The sequence below is a fragment of the Stygiolobus sp. CP859M genome (genome assembly GCF_037389975.1).
In the GTDB taxonomy this organism is placed as follows: Archaea; Thermoproteota; Thermoprotei_A; order Sulfolobales; family Sulfolobaceae; genus Stygiolobus.
Genome location: NZ_JBBHKS010000007.1, coordinates 303,921 through 328,614 on the forward strand (window position 1 = coordinate 303,921; position 24,694 = coordinate 328,614).

A 24,694-nucleotide genomic window follows, 5' to 3' on the forward strand; every position below is an offset into this window, starting at 1 on the left:
ACTCCCCATGCTTAAATTATCTTCGTGTACTCTCTCCTACTCTCTACTACAAACACAATGGAAAACGCGAAAAAAATAGCTAAAACCTTAGTAGACGAAAGGCTAGCTGCATGCGTGAACATAGTTCCTTACATAAAGTCGTTTTACGTATGGGAAGGGAAGACAGTAGAAGACGATGAGATCCTAGTCATTATCAAGACCACAGCGGAAGCTAAAGAAAAAGTGATAAAAAGGGTAAAAGAACTTCACACGTACCAAGTCCCTGAAGTCATAGCGATCGACTTTAATTCCGGCTTACCTGAATACTTACAATGGTTAACCGAGAGTGTGAAAAAAGATGGAAATTGACGATAAACTCCTCGAAAAATTACAAGCCCTAGCCCTAGTAGAGATAAAAGGTCAAGAAAAAGAAAAAATTAAAAGAGACCTACAGAACATATTAGAGTTCTTCAACAAGATCAATCAATTAGATCTCACAAATGTAGAACCCCTATTCCACCCGCTCTCCTCAGGCAAACTCAGGAAAGACGAGCCAATAGAGCCATTGACCAGAGAGGAAGCACTACAGAACGTAAAGAGAAAAGAAGACGGGTACATAGTAGGTCCCAGAACATACGGTGATTAAAGTGTTCACACCAGACGAGAAAACAGCAGAAGAATATGTAGATAAAACTTACGAAAGGATAGAAAGAGTCGAAGGAAAAGTCAGGGCGTTTATAACGTTAAGGAAAAAAGAAGAAGTACTCAAAGAGGTAAAGGAAGCAATTAACAGAAAACAAGGGAGGTTAAAGGGCGTGTTAATAGCCGTAAAGGACAATATCTCCACTAAGGGGATAAGGACTACTTGTGCATCGAGGATGCTGGAAGACTACGTTCCACCTTTCGACGCTACGGTAATTCAAAAACTCAGGCAAGAAGGTGCTGTGATCTTAGGAAAGACGAACATGGACGAGTTCGCCATGGGCTCGACAACCGAGACCAGTTACTTCGGTCCCACACACAACCCGTGGGATTTGGAAAGGACTCCGGGAGGATCTTCAGGGGGTAGCGGAGCGGCTTTAGCTTCCGGGGTAGTAGACATAGCTCTGGGTAGTGACACGGGTGGATCTATAAGGGCTCCTGCAGCTTTTAACGCAGTCTTCGGTCTAAAACCTTCCTACGGTACCGTGAGTAGATACGGTTTAGTAGCTTACGCCAACAGCCTCGAACAGATAGGTCCGATGGCTAAAAACGCCGAAGACTTAGAACTTCTTTATTCAGTGATCTCAGGAGAGGACTGGAGGGACGCTACCACCATCTCTCAATCTCCTCCTAAAACCGAGGCAGACCTAAGCAAGACCAGATTCGCGTTGCTCAAGAACATCTTGGACGCCTCCCAGCCAGAGGTACAGTCAGTGTTCAAAAAAGCAATAAATAAACTCTCCAGTGAAGGGGCTACGATTGAGGAAGTGGAGTTAAAGTACTCCGACTACGCCCTTCCTACATACTACATCATAGCCATGTCGGAAGCCAGTTCGAATCTAGCCAGGTTTGACGGTGTGAGATACGGTTACAGTAAGTACTACGAGGGAACTTGGAAGGAGACCTTTGCGAAAAACCGCGGCGACGGCTTCGGGATCGAGGTAAAAAGGAGGATACTCTTGGGTAGCTTCATTCTTAGTGCGGGCTATTATGATCAGTACTACTTAAGGGCACTAAAGGTCAGGAGGTTAATAAAAGACGAAATAGACTTAATACTAAGCAAATACGACGTGATCCTCTCCCCCACAATGCCCGTCCTCCCACCGAAAATAGGGGAAGTCATAGACGATCCAGTGAGGATGTACGCCATGGACTTAAACACGGTGTTAGCTAACTTAGCAGGGATCCCGGCACTCTCCCAACCTGCTGGCTTTTATAACAACCTACCGGTGGGCTTACAAATGATGGGCAAGTACCTATCTGACTACTACCTCATTTCACTCTCAAAGTCCATAGAAAGGGTTCTAGGTTATCACGACCTTACGGCTAACCTTTAAGTTTTTTACCTCACACTCATACTTGAGTCTAATGGAAAGTAAACCCACCTTCAGGATCGATACGCTCAGTGTAATCATGAAAGAACTCGAGAAAGAGAAATACCACATAGTGGGCAGTCACTCCGTTTACAAGAAGTGCCACTGGACTCACGAAGCACTCACAAGCGGTAGGTACTGTTATAAAGGTAAGTTCTACGGTATTGAAAGTCACAGATGCGTACAGATGTCCCCTTCGGCAGCTTGGTGCTGGTTCAGGTGTGTACACTGCTGGAGGCTCGAGCCAGAAGATATAGGGCTTGAATGGGACGAGACTAAGATACCAATAGAAGACGATCCGGAGATAATAGCCGAAAAGAGTATTGAAGAACATATGAGAGCAGTCTCGGGTTATTTTGGCAGAGAAGGAGTACCTAAAGAAAAGGCTAAAGAAGCAACTATGCCCAAACACGTAGCAATAAGCCTTACCGGCGAACCCACACTCTACAACAGGCTGGGAGAACTTATCAGTGAGTATCATAAGAGGGGGATGACGACGTTCCTTGTCACCAGCGGTGTGAGACCCGACGTCTTGGCCAGCCTCGAAGAAGAGCCCACACAACTCTTCTTATCCTTACAAGCCCCTAACGAGAAAAAACACAAAATAATAAACCGTCCCATAGTAGCAAACTCTTGGAATCTCGTAATGGAGACCTTAAAGATACTACCCAGCTTCAGCTCCCCCACGGTAATCAGGATGACCATGATCAAGGGCTTCAATATGAGTGAAGAAGACGCAAGAGAGTTCGCAAAGCTCATTGAGTTATCCCAACCCACTTACATAGAGGTAAAAGCTTACATGCACGTAGGTCCCTCGACTTACAGGCTGACTAAAGATGCGATGCCCAGACACAGCGAAGTGAGAGAATTCGCAAAAATTTTGTCAAACTACACGGGATATAAACTCTTGTCCGAACACGTGCCCAGCAGGATAGTACTACTTAGCAAATTAGACAGACCCATACAGATCGGGAACGCGTGGAGTGAAAAGTGGGACTGGTCTACAAAAGACGTAGAAGACGATATAAGCGGAGAATATAAGGAAGCTGAACAAGATTGTTCGGAGGGTGTGAGTTGAAAAGAACTTAACATCTCTTGTGAGGTAATCAGGATCCTAAAGGTAGCCTTAAACAATACCATAACGCAACAAGACATAGCCAAGACGCTAGGTGTATCACAACAGACTGTGTCTAGGAAGCTGAAGGAGTTAGAGGACAACGGTATAATAACGAGGGTCATATCTAAGGAAGGGGAAACAATAAGGCTTACGGAAGAAGGAGAAAGGGCTTTCAGCCAGTGTGTTAAGGACTTAGAGGAGATCCTGAAGATAAGCAGAATCATAAAGATCAAAGCCAAGGTCACTTCAGGGCTCGGTGAAGGCAGATTCTTCTTGTCCCTACCGTACTACGCCGAGTCCTTTAAGAAGTTCCTCGGATTCGAGCCCTACCCCGGGACATTAAACGCTGTAATATATGAGAAGAACTCGATGGAGAACAGAATACTCCTCGACGCAAGTAAGGGTATAGTAATCCCCGAACATAAGGAACCGAATAGAGTTTTAGGCAGCGTAAAAGCGTTTCCGGCTAATGTAAACTCCGTATCGCCTGCTGCTATCGTAATCCCGGCTAGGACAACCCACCCTAAAAGTGTAATTGAAGTGATCTCACCCTACTTCTTAAGGGAGAAATTGGGGCTTAAGGATGGGGACGAGATAGTAATAGAAGTGTTCTTGTGACATAGGCTACCTCGTTTTTTACTTAAAGGGTTAAAAATCCCACGTCTGCCGGTTATAATTGTGCTCACCTCACAGCGTAGCGGGATACACGGTGGCGGTTTATGCGGGTTAAGTACTTCGTATAGCGATAGGTTTAACCTCAATAAGGGCTTAAAAAGAGTAGTCTAAAACTCTTCCTTATCGTAGGTCGATCGTGTATACCTGCACACATGTATGCATTGTGTACTTCTTGGGAGATTTGGTCGTAGTGATGCGTTACTGTTGATCCCGTTTACTGTGTCTTGTGCAATATTTCCAGTTTTTTGAATTCCGCACCCGAACCAGAATAAAGTTTCAATTAATAATAAACTGGGATTAAGGGCTGAAAGTCTCACCTTTTATGGCAGACCACTAGAATGAGGCAAAAACAGACGGCGGAGTTAAGCAAATACTGCCCGAAAAGACGAAAAGGCTAGGGAGAAGATCAACAGAGCGAGAGGTTATAAAGCTTTAAGTTACGTAGGGAAATTCTTCTTAGAAGTCATAAAACCCCTATGAAGACATAGACGAACAAGTTAAAGCTTCAGTCCAATGTGCATGTGGAAAAGCTTACTTGTCCTGTTATGAAGAAATTAAGCCCCTCTCGTAAATCGTAATAATAATATCTCTCTTTTTTACGATTAAACTAGCAGTATCCTATCAAGGTACCGGCATTCGAGCTACCGGGTTTACTTATAAAACGCAAAATAAGGTCTGAAAAATATAAAATATTAAGAGTCGTTCTAGGCTCAAAGCGGGAATATACTATCTAATCTACCTCAACCCTTTCAAAAGTCCCTTGTACTAAAACGTGAAATTAACGTGGGGTATTTACTTAGACAAGTAAAAACCTCGGTCACGAAAAAGGCGAAATTTTACTACTACACAACCATTACTTATAAAACTCACCGACGTTAGATCACGGCTATAGGATCAACTTACCGCTAAGTAAGCTTTAAATATAGTTTATGTATAAGATATATTTCGCGGACGACCCCGCGGGGGAAACACTTCCGCGGGGAAATCACGCTTACAAATGGAGGGGCAAGAAAGCCGGGGTCAAAAACCCCTCGCTGGGGATAACCTCGGTCATCTTGCCTCTGACAGAGGAGAGCCAGAGGGTGGTGAAAAGCCCTCCCGCCCCGATTCCGGTTGATCCTGCCGGACCCGACCGCTATCGGGGTAGGGCTAAGCCATGGGAGTTGTACACCCCCGGGAAGGGGGTGTGGCGGACGGCTGAGTAACACGTGGCTAACCTACCCTCGGGACGGGGATAACCCCGGGAAACTGGGGATAATCCCCGATAGGGGAAGAGTCCTGGAACGGTTCTTCCCCTAAAGGGCTATGGGCTGTTCCCGCTCATAGCCGCCCGAGGATGGGGCTGCGGCCCATCAGGCTGTTGGCGGGGTAAAGGCCCGCCAAACCTATAACGGGTAGGGGCCGTGGGAGCGGGAGCCCCCAGTTGGGCACTGAGACAAGGGCCCAGGCCCTACGGGGCGCACCAGGCGCGAAACGTCCCCAATGCGCGAAAGCGTGAGGGCGCTACCCCGAGTGCCTCCGAAAGGAGGCTTTTCCCCGCTCTAATAAGGCGGGGGAATAAGCGGGGGGCAAGTCTGGTGTCAGCCGCCGCGGTAATACCAGCTCCGCGAGTGGTCGGGGCGCTTACTGGGCCTAAAGCGCCTGTAGCCGGCCCACCAAGTTACCCCTTAAAGACCCGAGCTCAACTCGGGGACTGGGGGTAATACTGGTGGGCTAGGGGGCGGGAGAGGCGGGAGGTACTCCCGGAGTAGGGGCGAAATCCGTAGATACCGGGAGGACCACCAGTGGCGGAGGCGTCCCGCTAGAACGCGCCCGACGGTGAGAGGCGAAAGCCGGGGCAGCAAACGGGATTAGATACCCCGGTAGTCCCGGCTGTAAACGATGCGGGCTAGGTGTCAGACGGGCTTAGAGCCCGTCTGGTGCCGCAGGGAAGCCGTTAAGCCCGCCGCCTGGGGAGTACGGTCGCAAGACTGAAACTTAAAGGAATTGGCGGGGGAGCACCACAAGGGGTGGAACCTGCGGCTCAATTGGAGTCAACGCCTGGAATCTTACCGGGGGAGACCGCAGGATGACGGCCAGGCTAACGACCTTGCCCGACTCGCGGAGAGGAGGTGCATGGCCGTCGCCAGCTCGTGTTGTGAAATGTCCGGTTAAGTCCGGCAACGAGCGAGACCCCCACCCCTAGTTGGTATCACGGGCTCCGGCCCGTGACCACACTAGGGGGACTGCCGGCGTAAGCCGGAGGAAGGAGGGGGCCACGGCAGGTCAGCATGCCCCGAAACCCCCGGGTCGCACGCGGGTTACAATGGCAGGGACAGCGGGATGCTACCCCGAAAGGGGGAGCCAATCCCTCAAACCCTGCCGCAGTTGGGATCGAGGGCTGGAACCCGCCCTCGTGAACGAGGAATCCCTAGTAACCGCGGGTCAACAACCCGCGGTGAATACGTCCCTGCTCCTTGCACACACCGCCCGTCGCTCCACCCGAGCGGAAGAGGGGTGAGGTTCCCTGCGATGAGTGGGGAAACGAACTCCTCTTCCGCGAGGGGGGAGAAGTCGTAACAAGGTAGCCGTAGGGGAACCTGCGGCTGGATCACCTCACATAAATAACTCCCCCGTCAATTTAGGGCGGGAGGGCTTCACTATAACCCTCTGGTTCTCCTCTGGCAGATGCAGTTCCTCCCTTTGGGCGGGGAGGAATGAAGTGCCTAGAGCCCGTATCGGTAGGTGACTTAAATGTCGCCTACCAATATTGGGCTCAATGAGGCTGGTGCCAGGCGACCGCCTAATAACCGCCTAGGGAAACCCAGGGCACCAAGCCGCCCGGTGGATGGCTCGGCTCGGGCGCCGAAGAAGGGCGCGGCAAGCGGCGAAATGCCCGGGTGAGGCGCAAGCAGCCGTAGACCCCGGGATTCCCGAATGGGATATCCTGCCGGGTCTCCGGCGCTCCCTCATGGGAGCGGGAACCCCCCGAACGGAAACATCTTAGTAGGGGGAGGAAAAGAAATCAATCGAGATCCCCTGAGTAGGGGCGACCGAAAGGGGGATAGCCCAAACCAAATCCGCTGGCGATAAGTCAGCGGAGATGTGGTGTTATCGGCCCTAGGTCAGGGGCAACCCAGCCTCCCTGGCCCACCTAGCCGAACTCTCCTGGAACGGAGGGCCAAAGAGGGTGATAGCCCCGTAGGCTAAAGGTGGGTGGGAGGTGGCCTAGGGCAGAGTACCATCCCCTGGTTTGGGGGTGGGAAGTTGGGGGACATGCGCCTCCAAGGCTAAATACGTCCCGAGACCGATAGCGAACTAAGTACCGTGAGGGAAAGCTGAAAAGAACCCCGGGAGGGGGAGTGAAAAGAGCCTGAAACCGGGTGGTTATACAGGGCATGGCCCGAAAGAGATGAGTCCTCCCGAAGGAAAGGGATGCGAGTCCTGAGTACGAGGGAGGAAGATCGGGGTCATGCCTTTCGTCTTGAAACACGGGCCGGGGAGTTCATGCCAGTGGCGAGCCTAAGGGGGTCAACCCCGAAGGCATAGGGAAACCGAACGCCCGCAGCCGGGCAACCGGCGAGGGGCGGGGTCTGCCAGGGCCTGAAGTCACTGGCATGAGGCTAGAAACCGGGCGATCTAGTCCGGGGCAGGCCGAAGGCGGGGGAAACCCCGCTGGAGGGCCGAATAGGGGTTCTGACGTGCAATTCGTTCCCCTGACCCCGGACTAGGGGCAAAAGACCAATCTAGCCCGGTGATAGCTAGTTCCCCCCGAAATGCGTCCTAGCGCAGCCTCCCTGGAGGTCGCCCGCGGGGTAGAGTGACAGATCGGGGGTTCCAAGCGAAAGCTTGGGACTCTCGGTCTAACTCCGAACCTACGGGCGCCGAAGAAGGGGGGAGTGGGTCACCCGGCGTAAGGTTGGGTGGCAAAAGGGGAACAACCCAGACCCGGGTTAAGGCCCCAAAATGCCGGCTAAGTGCCAATCGAAGGGCGTCCCCAGCCTTAGACAGCGGGAAGGTGGGCCCAGCAGCAGCCATCCTCTAAGGAGTGCGTAACAGCTCACCCGCCGAGGCTGGGGGCCCCGAAGGATTGGTCGGGGCTCAAGCCGGCTGCCGAGACCCGGGTGGTGGGGCTCACTGAGCCTCACTAGGTAGGGGGGCGTTGCGGTGGGGTAGAAGGTGGGCCGTGAGGTCCACTGGACCCGCCGCAGGTGCAGATCCCGGCGGCAGTAACAGCGAAGAGGGGTGAGAATCCCCTCCGCCGGAAGGGCAAGGGTTTCCTGACAATGGTCGTCAGTCAGGAGTTAGCCGGTCCTAAGGCAGGGCCCAATAGGTACCTGCCGAAAGGGAAAGGGGTTAATATTCCCCTGCCTCCCCCGTAGGTGCGGTAACGCAAGCCGGACTCCTGACGGATCGGGATAGGGGGAGTAGGGCCACCGCCCTATCCAAGCACTTAAGCCCCCGGAGAGCCGTAACGGTGAGAAGGGGGCGAAGGTGTGATGGGCCCTCCGTTAGGAGGGTTCCCCTGAATCCTGGTCCCCATGAAAAGGGAGCCCGGAACGATCGGGGGAGACCGTACCTAGAACCGACACAGGTGCCCCTGGGTGAGAAGCCCAAGGCGTCTGGGGGGTAACCCAGGCTAGGGAACTCGGCAAATTAGCCCCGTACCTTCGGAAGAAGGGGTGCCTATCAGGGTCGCAAAACGGCCCTGATAGGTCGCAGTGACAAGGGGGACCTGACTGTTTAATAAAAACATAGGTCCCCGCTAGCCCGAAAGGGTGTGTACGGGGGCTAAATCCTGGCCACTGGCGGTCCGGTGAAACCCGGGTCCAACCGGGCGAAGCCCCGCTGAAGGCCGGGGGTAACTCTGACCCTCTTAAGGTAGCCAAATGCCTTGCCGGGCAAGTTCCGGCGCGCATGAATGGATCAACGCGGTCCCCACTGTCCCAGCCTGGGGCCCCGTGAACGCCCTGAGCCGGTGCACAGTCCGGCAACCCCCTACACCGAGAGAAGACCCCGTAGAGCTTCACCGCAGCCTGGCATTGTCCTCCGGGCATTCATGCGTAGCGTAGGTGGGAGGGGTCGAACCCATCCCTTCGGGGGTGGGGGACCCGAAAGTGAAACACCACCCATGAGTGCTCGGAGGACTAACCCCTTATGGGGAACAGTGTCAGGTGGGCGGTTCGGCTGGGGCGGCACTCCCGCGAAAAGATAACACGGGAGCCCAAAGGTCGGCTCAGGCGGTACAGAACGCCGCCGTAGAGTGCAAGGGCAAAAGCCGGCCTGACGAGGCCCTCCCAAGTACGGGGCCTCGACGCGAAAGCGCGGCCTAGCGAACGCTCGTGCCCCCACGTATGGGGGCCGGGCATGACAGAAAAGTTACCTCGGGGATAACAGGGTCGTCGCGGGCGAGAGCTCACATCGACCCCGCGGTTTGCTACATCGATGTCGGCTCTTCCCACCCTGGGGGTGCAGCTGCCCCCAAGGGTAGGGCTGCCCGCCCGTTAAAGGGGAGCGTGAGCTGGGTTTAGACCGTCGCGAGACAGGTCGGACTCTAAGGGTAGGGGGTGCGGACCGCCTGCGGGAAAGGAACCCCTAGTACGAGAGGAACAGGGTTCCGGGGCCTCCAGTTTACCGGTTGTCCGGTAGGGCACTGCCGGGCAGCCGCGCCCTGAGGGGTAACCGCTGAAAGCATCTAAGCGGGAACCCCTCCCCTAAAAGAGGCGGTCAGGCGGGTTACCGCCAGGGCTTCCCCTAGAAGAGGGGGTTGATGGGGTGGGGGTGTAAGCCCCAAGGCTTCCGCCGAGGGGTTCAGCCCGCCACTCCCAATCAGCCCAGCCCTTAGTTTCCCTAGGCGGTTATGCGAAAGTCGTCTGGTACCAGCCGAGAGCCCTTTACATTTCCATTTCACTATTTTTCGCAGTACACGTTAAAGATCATACTTAATAGGGGAGATAGAAAAGGTATTAAACTATAATGTGTATTACCATTTATGGCAGGGGAGATTATTCGGCTTTTGTATAGGTTAGACAAGTAAATTTGAAGATTTCATCATTACTAATGTTTTACCCAAGTTAGGCTTTTCAAAAATAATGAAAACTGGTGGTCCTAATGATAAAGGTTGTGACGCTATAGCCATCAAGGATAAAGTTTATTCTCACTATAGGTACTGTATACAGATAAAGATATATAGTAAGATAACAAGGGTTGGAATTAATGATATAAGGGAAGTGATTGACGGGATTGATATATATAAGTGTGATAGGGGGCTAATAATAACTACATCAAGTTTTTCACCTGAAGCAATAAGTAGAGCGAAATCTAAGAATACTGGGTTATCATTTTCCTCGTTTTTAAGAAGGCTTGTCACGGATATTTTACTAGAGCCTAATTATTTGAACCCGTACTAGGAAAGAATTTTATGTCCTCGACTGAAATATATCTAGAATAATGACGTTTTTAGCAATTACACAGCGGTGTTAAACATCTATGCATTAAGGACTATAAAAATGCCGTAATATATGTCATGTACTCTATCCTCGGGCTAATGATGTGACTTATTACCAATCTAGTTCCCATCCCTTTCTACAACGTGTATGATATTTAAAAAGGTTTGCAGTTTCATATATGTCTATATCAGCCATCATTATTATGGACTAGAAATTTTCATATATATCTAGATCAAGTAGTAAGTAGTGGAAAGGGTATGTCTCAATATCCTCCTACACCAGTAGATGAAGGAGTCCTCAATAGGTTATCAGCATTATTAAGCAGACTAGGACTACCAATAACGATAACCATAGGATATGCCATAGTGAGGGAAACAACTACTTGTACAGCGGTAGGACTGAAGAACCTGCTACAAGAAGGAGTACAACAATACGAGATCTACCCAGCATTAGCGGCAACAAACAGAATCCTATCAAACGCAACCAACATCTTCCAAATTATCAGGCACGGTGTAATCATACGCACAGTAGAGGGAAACTACTACTACATTGGCGGTAAGTCAAACTACTGGGCTGGAGGTAGATCATTCCACGCATACCAAGGATCAACAGAATTCACACTAAACCCCCAGGGAAAAGAGGACTCACCAATATGGCAAAAGATTAGAGAAGCAAACTCAAACATCATAGTCCTACAAGTTAAAACAACAAGACTCTCCACACAATGGGTTAACCCAAAACCACCCGAAGATTGCCAATCATTTATAGTAGGACCACTACTAAACTGGATAGAAAGCCAAGGAAGAGGAGCAATAATAACCAACTACACACCAATATTTACAACACTCAGTAGTCTTTATACAAAAATACCAGGTTTATTTGTGTATAAATCTGGTGGAAAGTTAACTGCTGACCCTTTATTAACGATAATGAGAAGTGTTTCGCTAACTCCACCTTACCCTTACTTTGCTATACTTACTCCTATACCGCCTAGTATTACCGCAGTTCCTCCAAATATTTATGATATAGCTAGGATACTTTTCGCAGTATTCCCTGCAAGCCTGGACAAAGACTTGTGCGAATTTATCTTAATTGGTTCTCAGGAACTATGTAATTACTTGGCAGCTGATTCTTCTTATAAGGAGATGCTTGTTGGTTCTCCGGTGTTCTCTGCTTATTCTTGTCCTAGTGGTTGTAAGAGTGTAGGACTTGTGGGTTTCGTGTACTCAATAAACGAGAATTTAGCTGAACAGCTTAGCCACAATAATTTCCCCTTAGCTTCTCTGTTTTTGTGCCTAGTCCAAGTACTGTTAACGGTGAGTATACTGATCAATCGATAGAGGAGTATGCGAACTTGCTCGGTGTCGGTGATGTGTTATCTCTAAGTAAGAGTTACACATCTAGTGCTAATAGAGCTGAGAGTGAAATTATCACAGCATTAGGTCTTTCAGCTACTATTGCTGCTGCAATTATTAGTTTGGTTGAGTGGTATGAGGATTGGCAGAAGACTTATGATGAGGCTAAAAAGTACGCTGAGGTGGCTAAGAATGTTGTGGAGAGGATTAGAAATTATTTGAACTCCTCTCATCAGTACGAGTTGTTGAGTTACGTTGATGAGTGTGTCGCTGATTCGATTAGTGAGCTCGGAGAGGAATCGTTGAATGAGGAAGAGTTATACGATTCCTCGCTGAAATGTGTGTTAGAGCATAGGGGAAGAGGATACCAAATAATAGAATAAGGAAATATATGGTCTTTCAACCCTTCTTTTACCGCGTGAACAAACTTTGTAAACTCCTTCATTTTTGAATATCATTCGGATGTAAGACAAGAAATTACTTAGGAGATAACTCTTTAAGTAATAAAGTGAGTTCTCTCTCTAATAGCATTTATAATTATATTCAACATTTCTGGATAGGCAACTAAACGCATCTCTGAACATAAACCTCAAGATGTGCGGGTTTCTCCGCATCCGTGATATTCCGCGGGTGTGGGTTGGGTTATCCCGCTAAAGGGGCGGAGGGATAACGGAAGTGACTCTGGTGAAGCCAAGGGCTGAGAATCGATATTAAATATTATGAAATCCTATGAAGCCCAAACCTCTAACTCATACTTGACCTAAACAATTAACCTGGAACTAACCTTCTCTCCCAAATGACTAAGGCTATGGAATACTTAATCATCTCTAAACTCCTGTTAACAGCCTTAGTAGCCCTCTTAAGGGATCATACATAGTCATTCATTGGGGCTAGTAGAGGGAAACGTCACTCACTCATAAGCAGAGTTCTCATTTGAAATATTATTAAAGGAAAATTTTTGGATAATCTCATAATAATATAATTAAATAAAAACAACGTTTAGAAGCGTTCAAAATAACTATACTAAAGTTTTTAAATATATATAATTTATTCCCTTCTCATTAGCTTTCGTCATGAAAAGATTTTAGAAACTTTTGTAACTAATAATTATCAAGAAAGCTAAGTACATCTTTTGCTGATTCTAAAATTTTTCTTAGTATGTTTTCATCTATTTTAACATTCTGAGTGCGACCTTTATAGGGATGGCCAGTCAATGTTACTTCGGTCGGGTTTAAAGTATAATGGTCTACTGCTACACGATAAACATATAAGAGGTATATTTGCGGATCGAGTCCGCTACTGGCTAAGTCTTGAATAAATTGAGTGTGAGGAAAACTATCATTGTTGTTACCCTTACCCTTATTCCCTTTACAAATATTTTTTATAGACCAATAGTTAAATAGAGAAGAGAAATACACAGCGCTAATTATTCTCCTTATAAATACCTCATCTAAACTATTGCTCAAAAGACTCTCAAAATAATTTAACAGTTTATGGGGGTTTAACTTATTTGCATTGCTTGGTTGCATACTAATACCACTTTACCTGCAATGTCACCTAGACCTTCTCTATTTAGAGTATCTTTAGTATACTTTGCTAGGTACTTCCATTCTTCCCAATCACAATTGTTTATGCGAATTTCTACGAATAATGGTTGTGAGGATTCTACGTCTTCTGTAATACTAATGCTAGAAATATTAATTGGAAATGTATTAATCAGCCATAAGACTATTGATGCTAAACCCCTTAGATCTATAAAATTACTGATCCTGTTCACGCTATCCTTATCAATATAAGTTTTCAATATTTCTAGAGCTTCTTTCTCATCAATCATATTAAAAATACTACGGATAGAATTACTATAGGTCTCAGTAGTAGTGGTTACTGGAATATACTTAGAGGAAATACTGATTTGTGTTGACTCCAAGTTAGAGTATATAGTGAAATTCTCCGTCATGTTTTCTCACCTATTTTGTGCCAGCTTATCTTTGGGGTCCATCTTAACGTATATAGAGGTTCTTGTCGCATCTTAAATTGAGTATTTTTAGACGCCATTATTGGTTCTATCTCAAGTCTAATTAAATATTCACCAATTTTCGCATCTTTATAAATTACTTCTTCATAAGCTGAGACTTTATCGTCTATTTCCAATTGTATCCAGCCTTCATTAACTTGTTTACCTGGCTCTAGAATAGGTTTATCCTTGACCTCATTTAGGGCCCCTTCAGAAGGATGCACAGATATTCCAACGATAAAATTAACATTAAATTCCACACCAAAAGGCGAAGATACTTGCGAAGGTATAACGTCCACAATTGCTGCACGCAAAATAATTATACTACCATCACTGACTTTCACATAACCTCTAACTGAGTTCCTAAAACTTATATTATTTAGTAAAGTGCTCATCATAATCAGCTGTCAACGATTTACTATTTACCATAATAATAAAAAGCTATTTCCTAATTTAAACGAGATAGTTCTAGGGATGTTTTTAAAAAGTTTTTCAAGCTTCCCTCAGACTACAAGGATTTTCCAATAAATGCTACTCGGGCTTATTTTTCTGCTTCTTCAAGGGCTATTCTCTCAATCTCCTTAACCGAGTTGTTTAATAATGCGTTTTCTGGATAGGCAATTGAACGCATCTCTCAATATTTACCTCAAGATGTGCGGGTTTCCCCACCTCTTTTTTACTTCCACTGGGAGTAGGTGGGTCGGGGTTATCCCGCTAAAGGGGCGGAGGGGTATGAGTGAGGCAATGCCCCGTGACTCTGGTGAAGCCCAAGGGCTGAGAATTGAATACAAATTTATGAAAATTCAATGAAGCCCAAACCCCACCTTTCCGAAAGCGGGACTAATTTCCTCAGCTAACCTTATGAAGAAGTCCCTCTGCAAAATTGATCACCTCAATAGCAACGTTAATGCATTCCTCTGCGTCATCTCTCTCGTAACTTATACTCATATTATACCTTGACACCAGATACTCGTCACTTAAAGACTTTAACTTACTCCTATTCTCCCTGACAAAACGATCAATCCTCTCATCATTCGTGACAGTCTTTATATGATTAAGTATGATCCTCAAGTCGTGAACGGTAGGAAAACTTCCTGTCAAAGCTATACTTAACCCCTTAAAGTAAAGAACCGAAGCTAAACTCGAGAGAAAACAGACTTCACAATAATAACCCTTTTCCAAGGATATTTTTGCTAGCTCGAGGTATCTCTTAGCCTTAGTTATAAGCTCATTAGCCTCACTTGAGACCATAATTACTTGTAGAGTATTATAATGAATAAAGATTTTTGCAAAAATGTCAGTTGACTAATTTCTAAAATTCAAGTATTGTAATATAAACTGAAGTTTCTGATTGGATGATGTAAGGGATTAGAATAGTTCTATGAAGAGATCGTTTGAGTTATTAATAAAGAGAAAAGAATAATTGACGATTAGCTAGAAGACTAACTTTTATTGAGTTAAAGAGTACTCCACTTTAACCCTACTTTCCCGCGTGAATACTTTCGTTAACTCATCCTTTTTTAATATCATTCGGATGATGTAGTTGAACCAGTACAGTATTTATTTGGAAAAATCCAAGGTCAGTTATTATGTACTTCCAGAGCGTGGATCAAGACAGTGACGCTAGGAAGACACCTAGTTAAACTCTACGTTAAAGCTTAACTTATCCCTTATAGAACGAATCTCCTACCACTAGAATTTAGGGCATTTTTAATTTGTCAATCTGTTAAACCACCTCTACTCCGTGTCTTTTGGCGAGGCTCTTCAGGGCTTTGTCCTTAGTAGCTAAAGGTAATTTATTTTCTACAGCGTGGGCTAAAATTACAACGTCGTTATATCTGGATAAGCTTAACCTTTCTTTGGTTAATATTTCTAAAGCTCTACTTATAATGTTATCATTGTCGCACAGGATTTTAGCCCTTTCATTAGCCACGTAACTTTTTACGTACTCTACGTTGTCGATGTTGTTAGCTCTCAGAAACCAAGTAAACTCATGGATAACTAAGGAGGGGATTAACCATTCCTCAAGGCTGTCTAATAATTCTTCGGCTTCTTTGTGAAACTCCGAATCTTCTACTAGGTCATAGATTAATATGTTTGTGTCAATGACTGCTTTCATTTAAACCCCTTTCTATGTCCCTTTCAATCTCCTCGATAGTTAACTTCCTCCCCAATTTGATTCTCGGTCTTACAGTTAAGACTTTCTTTATTATTATCCTATCCTCTTCTATGTAAAATTCTAAAATATCTCCCTCATGTATGCCTAGCCTGTTTCTTATGGAGGCGGGGATTGTAACTTGATAGTTTCTGGTAACCTTTACCCTTTCCACAACTTACTACTTGATCTAGTTATATATAAAAATTTCTAGTAACATACTCTACACCGGACTTTTATGTATGCGGGTGATTAGATATTTACAAAGTTGGGGGTAAACGGATGAGCTCTCTGGAAACCAGATTGAAGAGGTGTCAGATCTTGGTGCGTATAATTAACAAGTCACAGTAGCTTCTAACTAAAATAATTGCGAAATAGTTTCACTGTGTAATGATTACACTTCTACGTACTCTTCGATCCATTTAAGAAAATATCCTTCTTCTTCCTTACTAAGTATGTGTATGTCTAATTCTACTTCTTCATCATCTTTATCGAGTATTTCTAAAGTCCTCCTTATTTTCTCCTTGCTGCTTAACTTCTCGTCGTAGATTACTGCAATATCTAAATCACTGCTGCCCGTGACTCCACCTTTGACGACCGAGCAGAAGACTATTACTTTATCAACCTTTCCCAACGTTATTGCAACCTCCTTAACCCTCTGTGCTATTGTTCTCCAATTGTTTTCTAAGTACTTTATGTACTCTAGCCCTTGTAGCACCACTTTTCTCCCCAAATATCTTTTATGAGTGGAAGAATATAATTTTCGACCGTATCTAAGCAGTCGGACGCAAATTCTGAGTCAATATCAACTAATGAATATTGTCCTTCAGCCCTGCTTAACCAAGTTTAAGTCTTCCCTCTTTTCTTTTACTAACTTTTCAATTTCTTTATTATTGGTCAGTTGTGCTGGTACTGAGAGTAATTTCATTATATTGTGTGTTTGTGGGAACAAGTAACCTAAGAGAAGATAAGTGGATTTTATAAGCAGTTCGGCTGATATCTGGCAGTTAGTAGCGGAAGCGTCGTGCAATCCTTCATTAAACGCCTCTTTTGCAATCCTCAAGTATTTTAACGCTCTTTCACAGAGTAATTTTGCGTTATTTATTGAGGACATTAATTAAATGTAGCAAAGTTAACTTATAATATCTAGATCGCCTTATTGCTGTGTAACTTACCTTCTTTTTACTTTTATCTCTTGCACTTTCTAAGGGATCATAAAACGGCGAATAAAGTCGTTAATCTTATGATTAGTGTGTCTAAAATACTGTTAGTTTGTCGCGTTAGTCGAATTATTTAATTGCGTAATTTGTGCCTCAGTGATTTCGCTGAGGGAGTCCCCGATAAGAACTCTTAAAATTGCATTCGTGTGATAAAGAGAAGAAAGCGAAACAATGGCGTAAGTGTTGAGACTGATCTAGATTAGAAATAAATAGATTCTGTGTAGCTTACCAGAAGATGAAGAAAGATAATTACTTTTTGCTCACCTAATTACCTCATATATACCGGCGAACTTAAGGAACTCCTCCTCATCTTTCTCATCAATCAGGTTTAAGTCTAAAATCTCTGAAATCTCTTCTGGCAGAGATAAGTGGATTTTAACCAGCAAGTCTCTTACGCGAGTGATGTCTAACCCCTTAACGACTAACGCTATGTCGATGTCGCTACTCCCCATTGCCTTACCTTTTATCACAGACCCGTACACTATAGCCTCCTTTACTTCGGCGAACTTACGTGCAGTATTCAAAGTTAGTGAAGCTATCTCCCTCCAATTCTCTTCCAAGTACTTTATCCTCTCTAGCCCGAACACCACTTGTCTCCCCATACCTCCTTTACAAGCTCAACTATTTCTTTAGCCGTATTTAAGCAAATTTCTGCGTCCTCTTTTTCTAAACCGTAAGAGAAGTATTGTCCCCTTTGTCTTGCGTCTTCCAATAAAATCAACTCGCTCCTCTTCTGTCTAACGAAAGTAGCTATTTTGTCCTTTAAGGCTAGCGAAGAAAGAGTCGATAAGAGTTTCCTTATCTCATAGGTTTCAGGAAATGAATAACCTAAAAACGCAATAGTCGCTTTAATTGCCAACTTAGCGGATATCTGTGACATGAGACCTGAAGCGTTATAAAGACCCTTGTTGAAAGCGTCCTCAGAAGCTTGAATGTATTCTAACGACCTTTTACAAAGTGATATATGAAGCTCGTGCACATGAAACAATCACATTATAAATTATTAACTTTTACAAAGAAAGGGGTTAAGGGGGCGGAAAGCCTCCCCAGACGGATGGCCCCTTAACTTTCTGTCTAAATTTTTTATGCACTCTGTGTACTTTAATATTAGGGTTACTGGTTATGTTAATCGAGGACAGAATTTATCGCTCAATTAAATTACTGCTTTACACTGCTAAAGAGGAGAATACAGAGGTCACTGCGACTAAACTACAGAAGATTTTCTTTTTACTTGAGAAGGAGAAAGGGGTTCAGTTAGGACTGGATTTTAAGCCTTGGTTCTTCGGTCCTTATTCATCAAAACTACAAGATTATATTGATAAACTAATCGAGTTAGGAGAGGTTGATGTTGAGGAGGAGGAAGTAAGAGATCCATTGAGCGGAGAGATAATAGGGTACAAGAGGAATTACGTTTTAAAGAGTGAGTTAAAGCCTGAGGAAGAGGAAAAGGAGATTGAGATGTTTTTCAGAGAATGGGTTAGGAAGAGTAGGACTGAGATCCTAAACTACGTCTACAAGAAATACCCGGAATACGGTAAATATTCCATAATTAGAGACAAGGTTTTAAGTAGGTTACAAGAATGAAGACGAAGAGGAAGTCGACTTTTGTTAACTTCCTCTTAAACTCCTTAAGAAAAAATTTTAAGGCTTTATGCACTTCACTGGTACCCTGGGCCTTAAGCTTTCACTCTTCTGTTTTTCATTATCAAAACTTCCAGTAGTAGTATTAATGTTAAATTATTTCCCTAAAATCTATATTTGTACAGTTTTTATATAAATATAGCACAAAATGGTAATCAATACATTTAAGATAATACGAAAATATATAATTTAGGTAGTAATAATGCATTACTTTAGGCGTTTAATATGTGACAATGGCATTTGCTTACATTCGGTTACTGAGTACCTTGTTTCAATACTGAATAAAGAGGTTGCTAATAGATGTCAACTATCCAGTGTCCTTACTGTGGGTCTAATATGAATTCATTAGCTATTACACAAATTAATTCGCCACTAGGAGGAGTAACTTTTAGTAGACCTGTGAGGATTCTCCCTCTTCATTGTGGTACATGCGGGAAGTGGTTCTGGTTAGAGAGTCCAAATCTAGACTATTTGCTCAACAATATGGAGTTAGAGAAAAATGTTTTTGAGTTCCTTATAGGTAAGTTTGGCATTTCTCGTTATCGTGACTTTTTAAAAAGACATTTTATAGGTTTTACAAAGAGGTTTAGGAAAGATAGTATTAAAGGCATAATTCCAGGCTTGCTTAAACGTAGTATATTGATATACGATTATATCATCGAATATAAAGGAAAGAGATATTTCATTTCATGTTATCGAGACAGAAAGACAAAATGTTATAGATGTTACCAAATAACTCCAGTCGTAGGTGAGAAAAATGAGAAAGCTATCTGATGGGACTGAGTTTTACACGTTGGATGAAGCGGAGGGGAAAGAATTCGATACTTATGACATTTATCTACATGAATTTGTGTTAATCTTCTTTGGTCTAGAGCCAGAGAAGCCTATTCAAAGTAGAATAAAATACCAGAAAGGACTTTTCCTGTTCTTAAAAGAACTAGAGAAAAGAGGATATAAGGTTCAGGATCCTCATTTTATTCCCTATAGTTATGGGCCGTATAGTTTTGTCCTAGCTAGAGTTCTGGATAACTTGTGGTGGTCTGGTTTTATCGAAGCAAAAGGGGAATATGGCAAGGAGACTGAGGAGTTCAAGTTAACAGAAAAAGGAAAAAATGAGGCAATATTATTAATTAAAGAAAAGATTAAAGAAAAAGACTTGCAAGACCTTATTACGTTTAGACAGAGCATAGATCAGTACACAGTAGATGGAATATTACATTATGTGTACACTAACTTCCCTGAAATGAAGGAGAAATCCAAAATAAGAGCAAAATATAAGGATATTAAGTGGGGCAGAGGGAAGGGATGAGGATAACATCATATTCAGAACAATCTGTTTATGGTCATAAGGTTGTTTTTTATCAAATTGAAGTTGAGGGTTCCAAATTCACTACACCAATAAAAGCACTTACTAAGGCAGAGTTGATAGCAAAGCAATATTCAGCCTCAAACATTTACTTACCCGATTATGCCTTCATATGTAGTTCTCCCTTCAAGAAGAGTTATATACCAGATTTAGATTCTGAGCTAACTAAATTGCGAAACCTATTGTCATCTAACAATAAGATCTTCATATATATCCCTTCCATACCCGAAAACACCGAGGATACTAAGGTAGATGCTATTAAGGACTCAGTACAGTACCAATACGATTATAAAACCAGTATTTTGGCTGTACCTATAAAGGATCTTTCAAGAGAAAAAGCTATTAATATCGTCAAAAATGTCGTGAAAGACTATAAGGATCAAAGCGTGTTTCCCGTGGTAGGTATTGATAGTGCAAGCGTTACTAAAGAGCTTATCCATAAAGTTAATGAGATTTCAGGTATAATAATTAGATTTGATAAGAAAAATATTGACTCATATAACAAAATTCATAGTAATGTAAAAACACTGTATTCAATTGTTGAAGGAAATAATAAATTGCCCATTTTCGTAGATTTGCCTAAAAGTTTCAAGGTAATAGTAAGGTCGAGACAATACGTGATAGAGTCTACTACGTTGTTAAGGTATTTTTTCAGCGGAATACTAAGTTATAATACTAGGTTCAGGCAAAGTAGGAGAAAGTTAGAAGGTGCCAGTTATTATAAATTAATCCAAGAGAGGTTTAACGCTTCAGCTATTATAGATCCAATTACTAATGAACCAGTAAGCTTGAGCCAGATGATAAGTAATAATAAAAAATTCGAAGAAATAAAAATGAAAATTAAACAAATAGCTAAACCCGATGATGAAACAGCAATATTTTTACTCGATCACATAGAGGAGGCCTTCCGCGAATCTGATATAGAGAAAAAACGCGTAATATCATCTTTAGTCGATGCATTAAACTCTGTAATAATACACTATGAATTGGAGGATTTTCGAAAGGATGTGGTGTCCTGTACTTCTAAAAATAAGAGCTTACAAGATATCCTTAGATCATTTTCAGGTTTGGAAATGTTTTAGTTAAGAAGCTTAACAATAGTTAAGAGTATATGAGTAATCTATTTAACTTAAAGTTTAGGACATTCAATTTCCTTAAAGAAGTCGCCCACGTTATTGCCGTTTACAACATCGTAGTCTGGATCCTTTAATACTTCTAAACAGATAGGTTTCGATGTTATGTTATCACAGTACACATTAACCCTTATTATGTCCCCTGCTCCCACTCTCGCTCTATCATCTCTGGGTACCAGTGCGGGATTCCTATTGCATCGTATTACAGAATATTTGCCATTTAGTGTTGTTTTACCTATAACTACTAAATCCGCTATTTCATAATCTCTCTTTGCTATATCCAGCGGTCTAAATTGATCCTTTATATCAGTATACACTCCTTCCCAATATCTAATCCAGTGGAGCAAAACTCCGCCAAAAGTTTCCGGCACGGAATTTCTGATAATCTCCGCCTTAGCTATGCACTCTCTTGCAGCAGTATCACCGTTATTGGAAACTTTAATTCTAATCAGTTTCGCCTCCCCAACCGCCTTGTCAATTATGGAATACTCGAATTCTACATCTAGCTTAGGCTTAACCTTCATAATCCTTACTTGCTCCTGTAATGAGTCCGTTTGCTTCTTCATCTCTTCAATTTGCTGCTTTAATGTTTCGTTCTGCTTACTCATCTCCTTATACTGCATACAGTAGATAACTACGCTGGCTATCAGTGCTGCAGTTGTAATAATGCTTATAGTAACCGATATACTTACCATAATAGACCTATTCCTGATGCATAGCTTTAAAAAGATATTAGGTAAATAATGTAACCTCCGCAGTTTACTGTTTTAGTTTAGAAAAATTTATACAACTAGGAATAGGAAAGGCTCCTCTGTCCGTTTTTACTTTCGACTCTTTTTACAGCTTCGGTAGTAGCTATTACTATCTATTAGACAAATACCTTATGATGCATTTAATGAACAAAGGGTTTTCTAAAGGTATGATAAGGAATGCGTTAGAAGACTTATACTTTTACGGATTTATTTTAAAGAGACCTACTATGAAGAGAGGAGTTTATGAATTAACGGAGTTAGGGAAAATAGAGGCAGAGGCATTAGATAAGGGGTTAAGGGGCTTCGCCCCTTATACTAGAAGACTTTAATGAATTAGGGAGGAGGTAAGTTAGGTTAGGGAGGTAAGGGAGGTTAGTTAGTAGGTAAGGAGGGCAAGCAAGGTAAACAAGACTAGGTTAGCAAGACAAACCGGGGTTAAGGGGCTAAAACTATGTTTTTCATAATAATTCTATCCAACTAACTTCAAATTCCGCATACGTACATAACAGATAAACCTATGTAACATTTATAATTATACCACAAAATTAAATTATTTTTCAGAATGTTTACACTTAAATTCACTGTTTCTATTATCTGAGATTAAAAATTATCGCCATGGAAATTTAGCTTATTACTTAAATTAAAAAACACCGTCTAGTTGGTTACTCTTTTAATTTAGGGCTTTGTGGTTAGCGATACTTTATCTGGAAAGTGAGTTATAAACTTCTTCACTTTTGGGCTTATAACTAACCTACAGTATGGTTGATTAGGGTGTTTTTCGAAGTATTTATGATGGTATTCTTCAGCCTCATAAAAGGCGTCAAATGGCTTTAATTCTGTTACTACTTTTTTACCGAGTTTCTTCTCTACTTCTTTGATAACTTCTTCTGCTATCTTACGTTGCTCCTCGTTGTGGTAAAGTATAATAGATCGGTACTGAGAACCTACATCATTCCCCTGTCTGTTAGGAGTTGTAGGGTCATGGATCTCGAAAAAGATCTCTAAGAGTTCTATATAGCTTATGACAGAGGGGTCGAAAGTTATTTGGACTACTTCCGCATGTCCTGTTAAGCCTGTACAAACGTCATCATAAGTGGGATTATGCATCCAACCTCCGGCGTACCCAGGCTTAACGTCTATTACTCCTTTTACCCTTGAAAAAACCGCTTCTGTGCACCAAAAACACCCTCCGCCTAGTGTAGCTTTTTCCATAAATTCTGGTCAATGTTTACAGTATTAAACTATTGTTAGGAAAAATTTTACGCTTGGAAAAGGGTTTTTTGACTATTTCGAGAATGAAGATATTAGCAGGAGAACATGCTTTCTTATTTTCCCGATTTGGTATTAGCTAGGAATAACGATCTGAAGCAAGAATTATGCTATTCAGTTATATAGTTAAGGGTGAGAGGTTTAGTCATTATCTCTAGGATTCTAAGCCCTGGAAACCAAATTTCCGATTTTATCCAGTTCTTGTCCCTTCGTTTCTGGTACTAGAAATAGTGTTATCAGTGCTGATAACAACGCTACCAAACCGTAAATTCCTACCATTCCACCTAATCCTATAATCGAAACTAGTGAAGGGAAGAGCGAAATTACAGTGGCTGAAGCTGTCCTATCGACAGCTACGCTAATAGCTTGTGAAGTCCCCCTAACTTTAGTGTGGACCAGCTCTGGAGTGACCATACCTGAGCCTATTATTGACGCAGGCCCCATTGCGGAGAATAGATAGTTTAGCATGTAGAAAGTCAGACCTAAAACCGCTCCTTCTCCGGTGAGTTGGTTAGCCTTAGGCAAGCCGAAAATAGAGGGGTCTAAAAGCAGTAGTGAATAAAGGATTAACCATGTTGAAACTCCGGTGTAGCCTATAATTATAAGCGGTTTTCTCCCTATCTTGTCTATCAAGAGTATGCAGAGTAATTGACCCGGAATTCCCGCAAAGAACTGGGCGATGTAAGTGAACATTATAGGTGTTATTCCCAAGTTATAGGCAATGGTTATAGGACCGTAAATTGCAAAAGTGGAGGAGTAAACGTCGTAAAGTAACCACAATATTGCAGATACTATTATCAGGAAAAGAGAGGAGGCAAACCTCTGTTTGAAACTCTCAGTATCAACGTTAACACGTAGGCTCACCCCTTCTTTCTCTAAGTTCTTGATTTCCTTCTCTATCGGTCTCACTCTTGAAAGGAAGAGTAAAGTTTCGCTCAGCTTTCTTCTGGCGAATATGACGGAAAGTGCAGGGATTGCTCCGAAGCCTAATACTATCCTCCATGCTATTGAGGATGGTAATGGTAAGGTGACTTGGTCTACGAACGCTGCCAGTACTGCTCCCAGACCCCACATTACGGCGAAAGTTATTACCATTGCCTTTCCTCTCTTATCCTTATCGGCGTTTTCAGCAACAATTATCGGTGAGAGTACGTAGTCTGCACCGACCCCCATACCGAGTAATAGCCTCGATAAGAAGAGTTCATTATAATTTTGTGAGAAGGCTTGTAGTGCGGCTCCTATTGCCATTAGAGTGACGTCTATTCCGTACATTCTCTTTCTTCCTTCTAAATCGGAAATTAAACCGAACAATAACGCGGAGAACGCTGCACCGAGATGAGATCCCGCGACCAGTAAGCCCTCTGATAACTTATTCATTGGTATAAATGCAGAGATTGTGTAGATCATTAATGATAATGAGTATAAGTTATAACCGTCTGAAAATACCCCCATTCCGGAGATGAGTACTGATCTCCAAGTCAGCTTCATGAGTAAATTTAGTATATACTTACAGTT

General features: G+C 43.4%; 24 protein-coding genes, 2 rRNA genes and 4 pseudogenes. 17 read left to right on the plus strand and 13 right to left on the minus strand.

The window, feature by feature from the left end; all coding sequences use genetic code 11:
- Positions 1-24: 24 nt before the first annotated feature.
- The 11 genes and pseudogenes from cutA to WIW72_RS03285 form a co-directional block, all read left to right on the plus strand.
- On the plus strand, positions 25-348 hold the full coding sequence (gene cutA / locus WIW72_RS03235; RefSeq protein WP_337701140.1) for a divalent-cation tolerance protein CutA: 324 nt from the start codon (positions 25-27) through the stop codon (positions 346-348).
- Positions 338-625: an Asp-tRNA(Asn) amidotransferase subunit GatC gene (gene gatC / locus WIW72_RS03240; RefSeq protein WP_337701142.1), complete on the plus strand. Its 288-nt coding sequence runs from the start codon at positions 338-340 to the stop codon at positions 623-625. The genes cutA and gatC overlap by 11 nt, the downstream gene beginning before the upstream one ends.
- Entirely contained in the window at positions 618-2,018 is a 1,401-nt protein-coding gene (gene gatA / locus WIW72_RS03245) for an Asp-tRNA(Asn)/Glu-tRNA(Gln) amidotransferase subunit GatA (RefSeq protein WP_443294798.1), read from the plus strand. Before gatC ends, gatA begins: the two co-directional genes overlap by 8 nt.
- 31 nt (positions 2,019-2,049) lie before the next feature.
- Positions 2,050-3,132: a 4-demethylwyosine synthase TYW1 gene (gene twy1 / locus WIW72_RS03250; protein WP_337701146.1), complete on the plus strand. Its 1,083-nt coding sequence runs from the start codon at positions 2,050-2,052 to the stop codon at positions 3,130-3,132.
- Positions 3,133-3,192: 60 nt separating this feature from the next.
- On the plus strand, positions 3,193-3,789 hold the full coding sequence (locus WIW72_RS03255) for a DUF120 domain-containing protein (RefSeq protein ID WP_443294806.1): 597 nt from the start codon (positions 3,193-3,195) through the stop codon (positions 3,787-3,789).
- 1,163 nt (positions 3,790-4,952) lie between these two features.
- Positions 4,953-6,445 (plus strand): 16S ribosomal RNA (locus tag WIW72_RS03260).
- A 200-nt stretch (positions 6,446-6,645) separates the two neighbouring features.
- Positions 6,646-9,674 (plus strand): 23S ribosomal RNA (locus WIW72_RS03265).
- Together the 16S and 23S rRNA genes form the textbook arrangement of a ribosomal RNA operon.
- 198 nt (positions 9,675-9,872) lie before the next feature.
- Positions 9,873-10,235, plus strand: a pseudogene (locus WIW72_RS03270) (restriction endonuclease); the annotation flags it as partial.
- A 296-nt stretch (positions 10,236-10,531) separates the two neighbouring features.
- Positions 10,532-11,614, plus strand: a complete 1,083-nt coding sequence (locus WIW72_RS03275) for a hypothetical protein (protein ID WP_337721229.1) — start codon at positions 10,532-10,534, stop codon at positions 11,612-11,614.
- Complete coding sequence (locus WIW72_RS03280; RefSeq protein ID WP_337701150.1) at positions 11,566-12,012, plus strand: hypothetical protein; 447 nt, start codon at positions 11,566-11,568, stop codon at positions 12,010-12,012. Before WIW72_RS03275 ends, WIW72_RS03280 begins: the two co-directional genes overlap by 49 nt.
- Positions 12,013-12,181: 169 nt before the next feature.
- Positions 12,182-12,362 (plus strand): annotated as a pseudogene (locus WIW72_RS03285) (RNA-guided endonuclease TnpB family protein); the annotation flags it as partial.
- A 35-nt stretch (positions 12,363-12,397) separates the two neighbouring features.
- Here the strand turns inward: WIW72_RS03285 and WIW72_RS03290 are convergent.
- The 3 genes and pseudogenes from WIW72_RS03290 to WIW72_RS03300 form a co-directional block, all read right to left on the minus strand.
- A pseudogene (locus WIW72_RS03290) lies at positions 12,398-12,490 on the minus strand (IS1 family transposase); the annotation flags it as partial.
- A 640-nt stretch (positions 12,491-13,130) separates the two neighbouring features.
- Positions 13,131-13,586 (minus strand): hypothetical protein, encoded by a 456-nt coding sequence (locus tag WIW72_RS03295; RefSeq protein ID WP_337701153.1) that lies wholly within the window; start codon positions 13,584-13,586, stop codon positions 13,131-13,133.
- Complete coding sequence (locus tag WIW72_RS03300; RefSeq protein ID WP_337701156.1) at positions 13,583-14,038, minus strand: hypothetical protein; 456 nt, start codon at positions 14,036-14,038, stop codon at positions 13,583-13,585. Before WIW72_RS03300 ends, WIW72_RS03295 begins: the two co-directional genes overlap by 4 nt.
- A gap of 214 nt (positions 14,039-14,252) precedes the next feature.
- Between WIW72_RS03300 and WIW72_RS03305 the strand changes: the two are divergent.
- Positions 14,253-14,453, plus strand: a pseudogene (locus tag WIW72_RS03305) (RNA-guided endonuclease TnpB family protein); the annotation flags it as partial.
- A gap of 39 nt (positions 14,454-14,492) precedes the next feature.
- Here WIW72_RS03305 and WIW72_RS03310 read toward each other — a convergent pair.
- From WIW72_RS03310 to WIW72_RS03340, 7 genes are all read right to left on the minus strand, one after another.
- A complete protein-coding gene (locus WIW72_RS03310; protein ID WP_337701158.1) occupies positions 14,493-14,894 on the minus strand; it encodes a HEPN domain-containing protein in 402 nt (133 codons plus the stop codon).
- Positions 14,895-15,369: 475 nt separating this feature from the next.
- The gene (locus tag WIW72_RS03315; protein ID WP_337701160.1) at positions 15,370-15,762 is read right to left on the minus strand and encodes a PIN domain-containing protein; all 393 of its coding nucleotides are present in this window, start codon (positions 15,760-15,762) and stop codon (positions 15,370-15,372) included.
- Entirely contained in the window at positions 15,746-15,973 is a 228-nt protein-coding gene (locus WIW72_RS03320; protein WP_337701162.1) for an AbrB/MazE/SpoVT family DNA-binding domain-containing protein, read from the minus strand. The genes WIW72_RS03315 and WIW72_RS03320 overlap by 17 nt, the downstream gene beginning before the upstream one ends.
- 219 nt (positions 15,974-16,192) lie before the next feature.
- Positions 16,193-16,516, minus strand: coding sequence for a nucleotidyltransferase domain-containing protein (locus tag WIW72_RS03325; RefSeq protein ID WP_337701164.1), 324 nt, complete (start codon positions 16,514-16,516; stop codon positions 16,193-16,195).
- Positions 16,517-16,624: 108 nt separating this feature from the next.
- Positions 16,625-16,912 carry a HEPN domain-containing protein gene (locus WIW72_RS03330; RefSeq protein WP_337701166.1) on the minus strand — a complete coding sequence of 96 codons (288 nt, stop codon included), beginning with the start codon at positions 16,910-16,912 and terminating at the stop codon, positions 16,625-16,627.
- 366 nt (positions 16,913-17,278) lie between these two features.
- Positions 17,279-17,605 carry a nucleotidyltransferase domain-containing protein gene (locus tag WIW72_RS03335; RefSeq protein WP_337701168.1) on the minus strand — a complete coding sequence of 109 codons (327 nt, stop codon included), beginning with the start codon at positions 17,603-17,605 and terminating at the stop codon, positions 17,279-17,281.
- Positions 17,593-17,997 carry a HEPN domain-containing protein gene (locus WIW72_RS03340; RefSeq protein WP_337701169.1) on the minus strand — a complete coding sequence of 135 codons (405 nt, stop codon included), beginning with the start codon at positions 17,995-17,997 and terminating at the stop codon, positions 17,593-17,595. The genes WIW72_RS03335 and WIW72_RS03340 overlap by 13 nt, the downstream gene beginning before the upstream one ends.
- A 143-nt stretch (positions 17,998-18,140) precedes the next feature.
- On the opposite strand from WIW72_RS03340, the gene WIW72_RS03345 reads away from it, so the two are divergent.
- The 4 genes from WIW72_RS03345 to WIW72_RS03360 all read left to right on the plus strand — a co-directional run bounded on the left by WIW72_RS03345 (position 18,141) and on the right by WIW72_RS03360 (position 21,107).
- The gene (locus WIW72_RS03345) at positions 18,141-18,602 is read left to right on the plus strand and encodes a conjugal transfer protein (protein ID WP_337701171.1); all 462 of its coding nucleotides are present in this window, start codon (positions 18,141-18,143) and stop codon (positions 18,600-18,602) included.
- Positions 18,603-18,959: 357 nt separating this feature from the next.
- Positions 18,960-19,433, plus strand: a complete 474-nt coding sequence (locus WIW72_RS03350; protein WP_337701173.1) for a hypothetical protein — start codon at positions 18,960-18,962, stop codon at positions 19,431-19,433.
- Entirely contained in the window at positions 19,417-19,968 is a 552-nt protein-coding gene (locus tag WIW72_RS03355; protein ID WP_337701175.1) for a hypothetical protein, read from the plus strand. Before WIW72_RS03350 ends, WIW72_RS03355 begins: the two co-directional genes overlap by 17 nt.
- Positions 19,965-21,107, plus strand: a complete 1,143-nt coding sequence (locus WIW72_RS03360) for a hypothetical protein (protein ID WP_337701177.1) — start codon at positions 19,965-19,967, stop codon at positions 21,105-21,107. Before WIW72_RS03355 ends, WIW72_RS03360 begins: the two co-directional genes overlap by 4 nt.
- A 47-nt stretch (positions 21,108-21,154) precedes the next feature.
- Here WIW72_RS03360 and WIW72_RS03365 read toward each other — a convergent pair whose 3' ends face one another.
- The gene (locus WIW72_RS03365; RefSeq protein WP_337701179.1) at positions 21,155-21,853 is read right to left on the minus strand and encodes a hypothetical protein; all 699 of its coding nucleotides are present in this window, start codon (positions 21,851-21,853) and stop codon (positions 21,155-21,157) included.
- A gap of 200 nt (positions 21,854-22,053) precedes the next feature.
- On the opposite strand from WIW72_RS03365, the gene WIW72_RS03370 reads away from it, so the two are divergent.
- Positions 22,054-22,239, plus strand: coding sequence for a hypothetical protein (locus WIW72_RS03370; protein WP_337701181.1), 186 nt, complete (start codon positions 22,054-22,056; stop codon positions 22,237-22,239).
- A 346-nt stretch (positions 22,240-22,585) separates the two neighbouring features.
- Here WIW72_RS03370 and msrA read toward each other — a convergent pair whose 3' ends face one another.
- Both msrA and WIW72_RS03380 read right to left on the minus strand, forming a co-directional pair.
- Positions 22,586-23,122 carry a peptide-methionine (S)-S-oxide reductase MsrA gene (msrA, locus tag WIW72_RS03375; protein WP_337701183.1) on the minus strand — a complete coding sequence of 179 codons (537 nt, stop codon included), beginning with the start codon at positions 23,120-23,122 and terminating at the stop codon, positions 22,586-22,588.
- 219 nt (positions 23,123-23,341) lie between these two features.
- Complete coding sequence (locus WIW72_RS03380) at positions 23,342-24,667, minus strand: MFS transporter (RefSeq protein ID WP_337701185.1); 1,326 nt, start codon at positions 24,665-24,667, stop codon at positions 23,342-23,344.
- Positions 24,668-24,694 lie beyond the last annotated feature (27 nt).

What these genes read in the sequence shown, in the direction of transcription:
- gatC (WP_337701142.1), top strand. Translation starts at nt 338, where the DNA reads ATGGAAATTGACGATAAACTCCTCGAAAAATTACAAGCCCTAGCCCTA.
- twy1 (WP_337701146.1), top strand. Translation starts at nt 2,050, where the DNA reads ATGGAAAGTAAACCCACCTTCAGGATCGATACGCTCAGTGTAATCATG.
- WIW72_RS03275 (WP_337721229.1), top strand. Translation starts at nt 10,532, where the DNA reads ATGTCTCAATATCCTCCTACACCAGTAGATGAAGGAGTCCTCAATAGG.
- WIW72_RS03295 (WP_337701153.1), bottom strand. Translation starts at nt 13,586, where the DNA reads ATGACGGAGAATTTCACTATATACTCTAACTTGGAGTCAACACAAATC.
- WIW72_RS03300 (WP_337701156.1), bottom strand. Translation starts at nt 14,038, where the DNA reads ATGAGCACTTTACTAAATAATATAAGTTTTAGGAACTCAGTTAGAGGT.
- WIW72_RS03310 (WP_337701158.1), bottom strand. Translation starts at nt 14,894, where the DNA reads ATGGTCTCAAGTGAGGCTAATGAGCTTATAACTAAGGCTAAGAGATAC.
- WIW72_RS03315 (WP_337701160.1), bottom strand. Translation starts at nt 15,762, where the DNA reads ATGAAAGCAGTCATTGACACAAACATATTAATCTATGACCTAGTAGAA.
- WIW72_RS03330 (WP_337701166.1), bottom strand. Translation starts at nt 16,912, where the DNA reads ATGTCCTCAATAAATAACGCAAAATTACTCTGTGAAAGAGCGTTAAAA.
- WIW72_RS03345 (WP_337701171.1), top strand. Translation starts at nt 18,141, where the DNA reads ATGTTAATCGAGGACAGAATTTATCGCTCAATTAAATTACTGCTTTAC.
- WIW72_RS03350 (WP_337701173.1), top strand. Translation starts at nt 18,960, where the DNA reads ATGTCAACTATCCAGTGTCCTTACTGTGGGTCTAATATGAATTCATTA.
- WIW72_RS03355 (WP_337701175.1), top strand. Translation starts at nt 19,417, where the DNA reads ATGAGAAAGCTATCTGATGGGACTGAGTTTTACACGTTGGATGAAGCG.
- WIW72_RS03360 (WP_337701177.1), top strand. Translation starts at nt 19,965, where the DNA reads ATGAGGATAACATCATATTCAGAACAATCTGTTTATGGTCATAAGGTT.
- WIW72_RS03365 (WP_337701179.1), bottom strand. Translation starts at nt 21,853, where the DNA reads ATGGTAAGTATATCGGTTACTATAAGCATTATTACAACTGCAGCACTG.
- WIW72_RS03370 (WP_337701181.1), top strand. Translation starts at nt 22,054, where the DNA reads ATGAACAAAGGGTTTTCTAAAGGTATGATAAGGAATGCGTTAGAAGAC.
- msrA (WP_337701183.1), bottom strand. Translation starts at nt 23,122, where the DNA reads ATGGAAAAAGCTACACTAGGCGGAGGGTGTTTTTGGTGCACAGAAGCG.
- WIW72_RS03380 (WP_337701185.1), bottom strand. Translation starts at nt 24,667, where the DNA reads ATGAAGCTGACTTGGAGATCAGTACTCATCTCCGGAATGGGGGTATTT.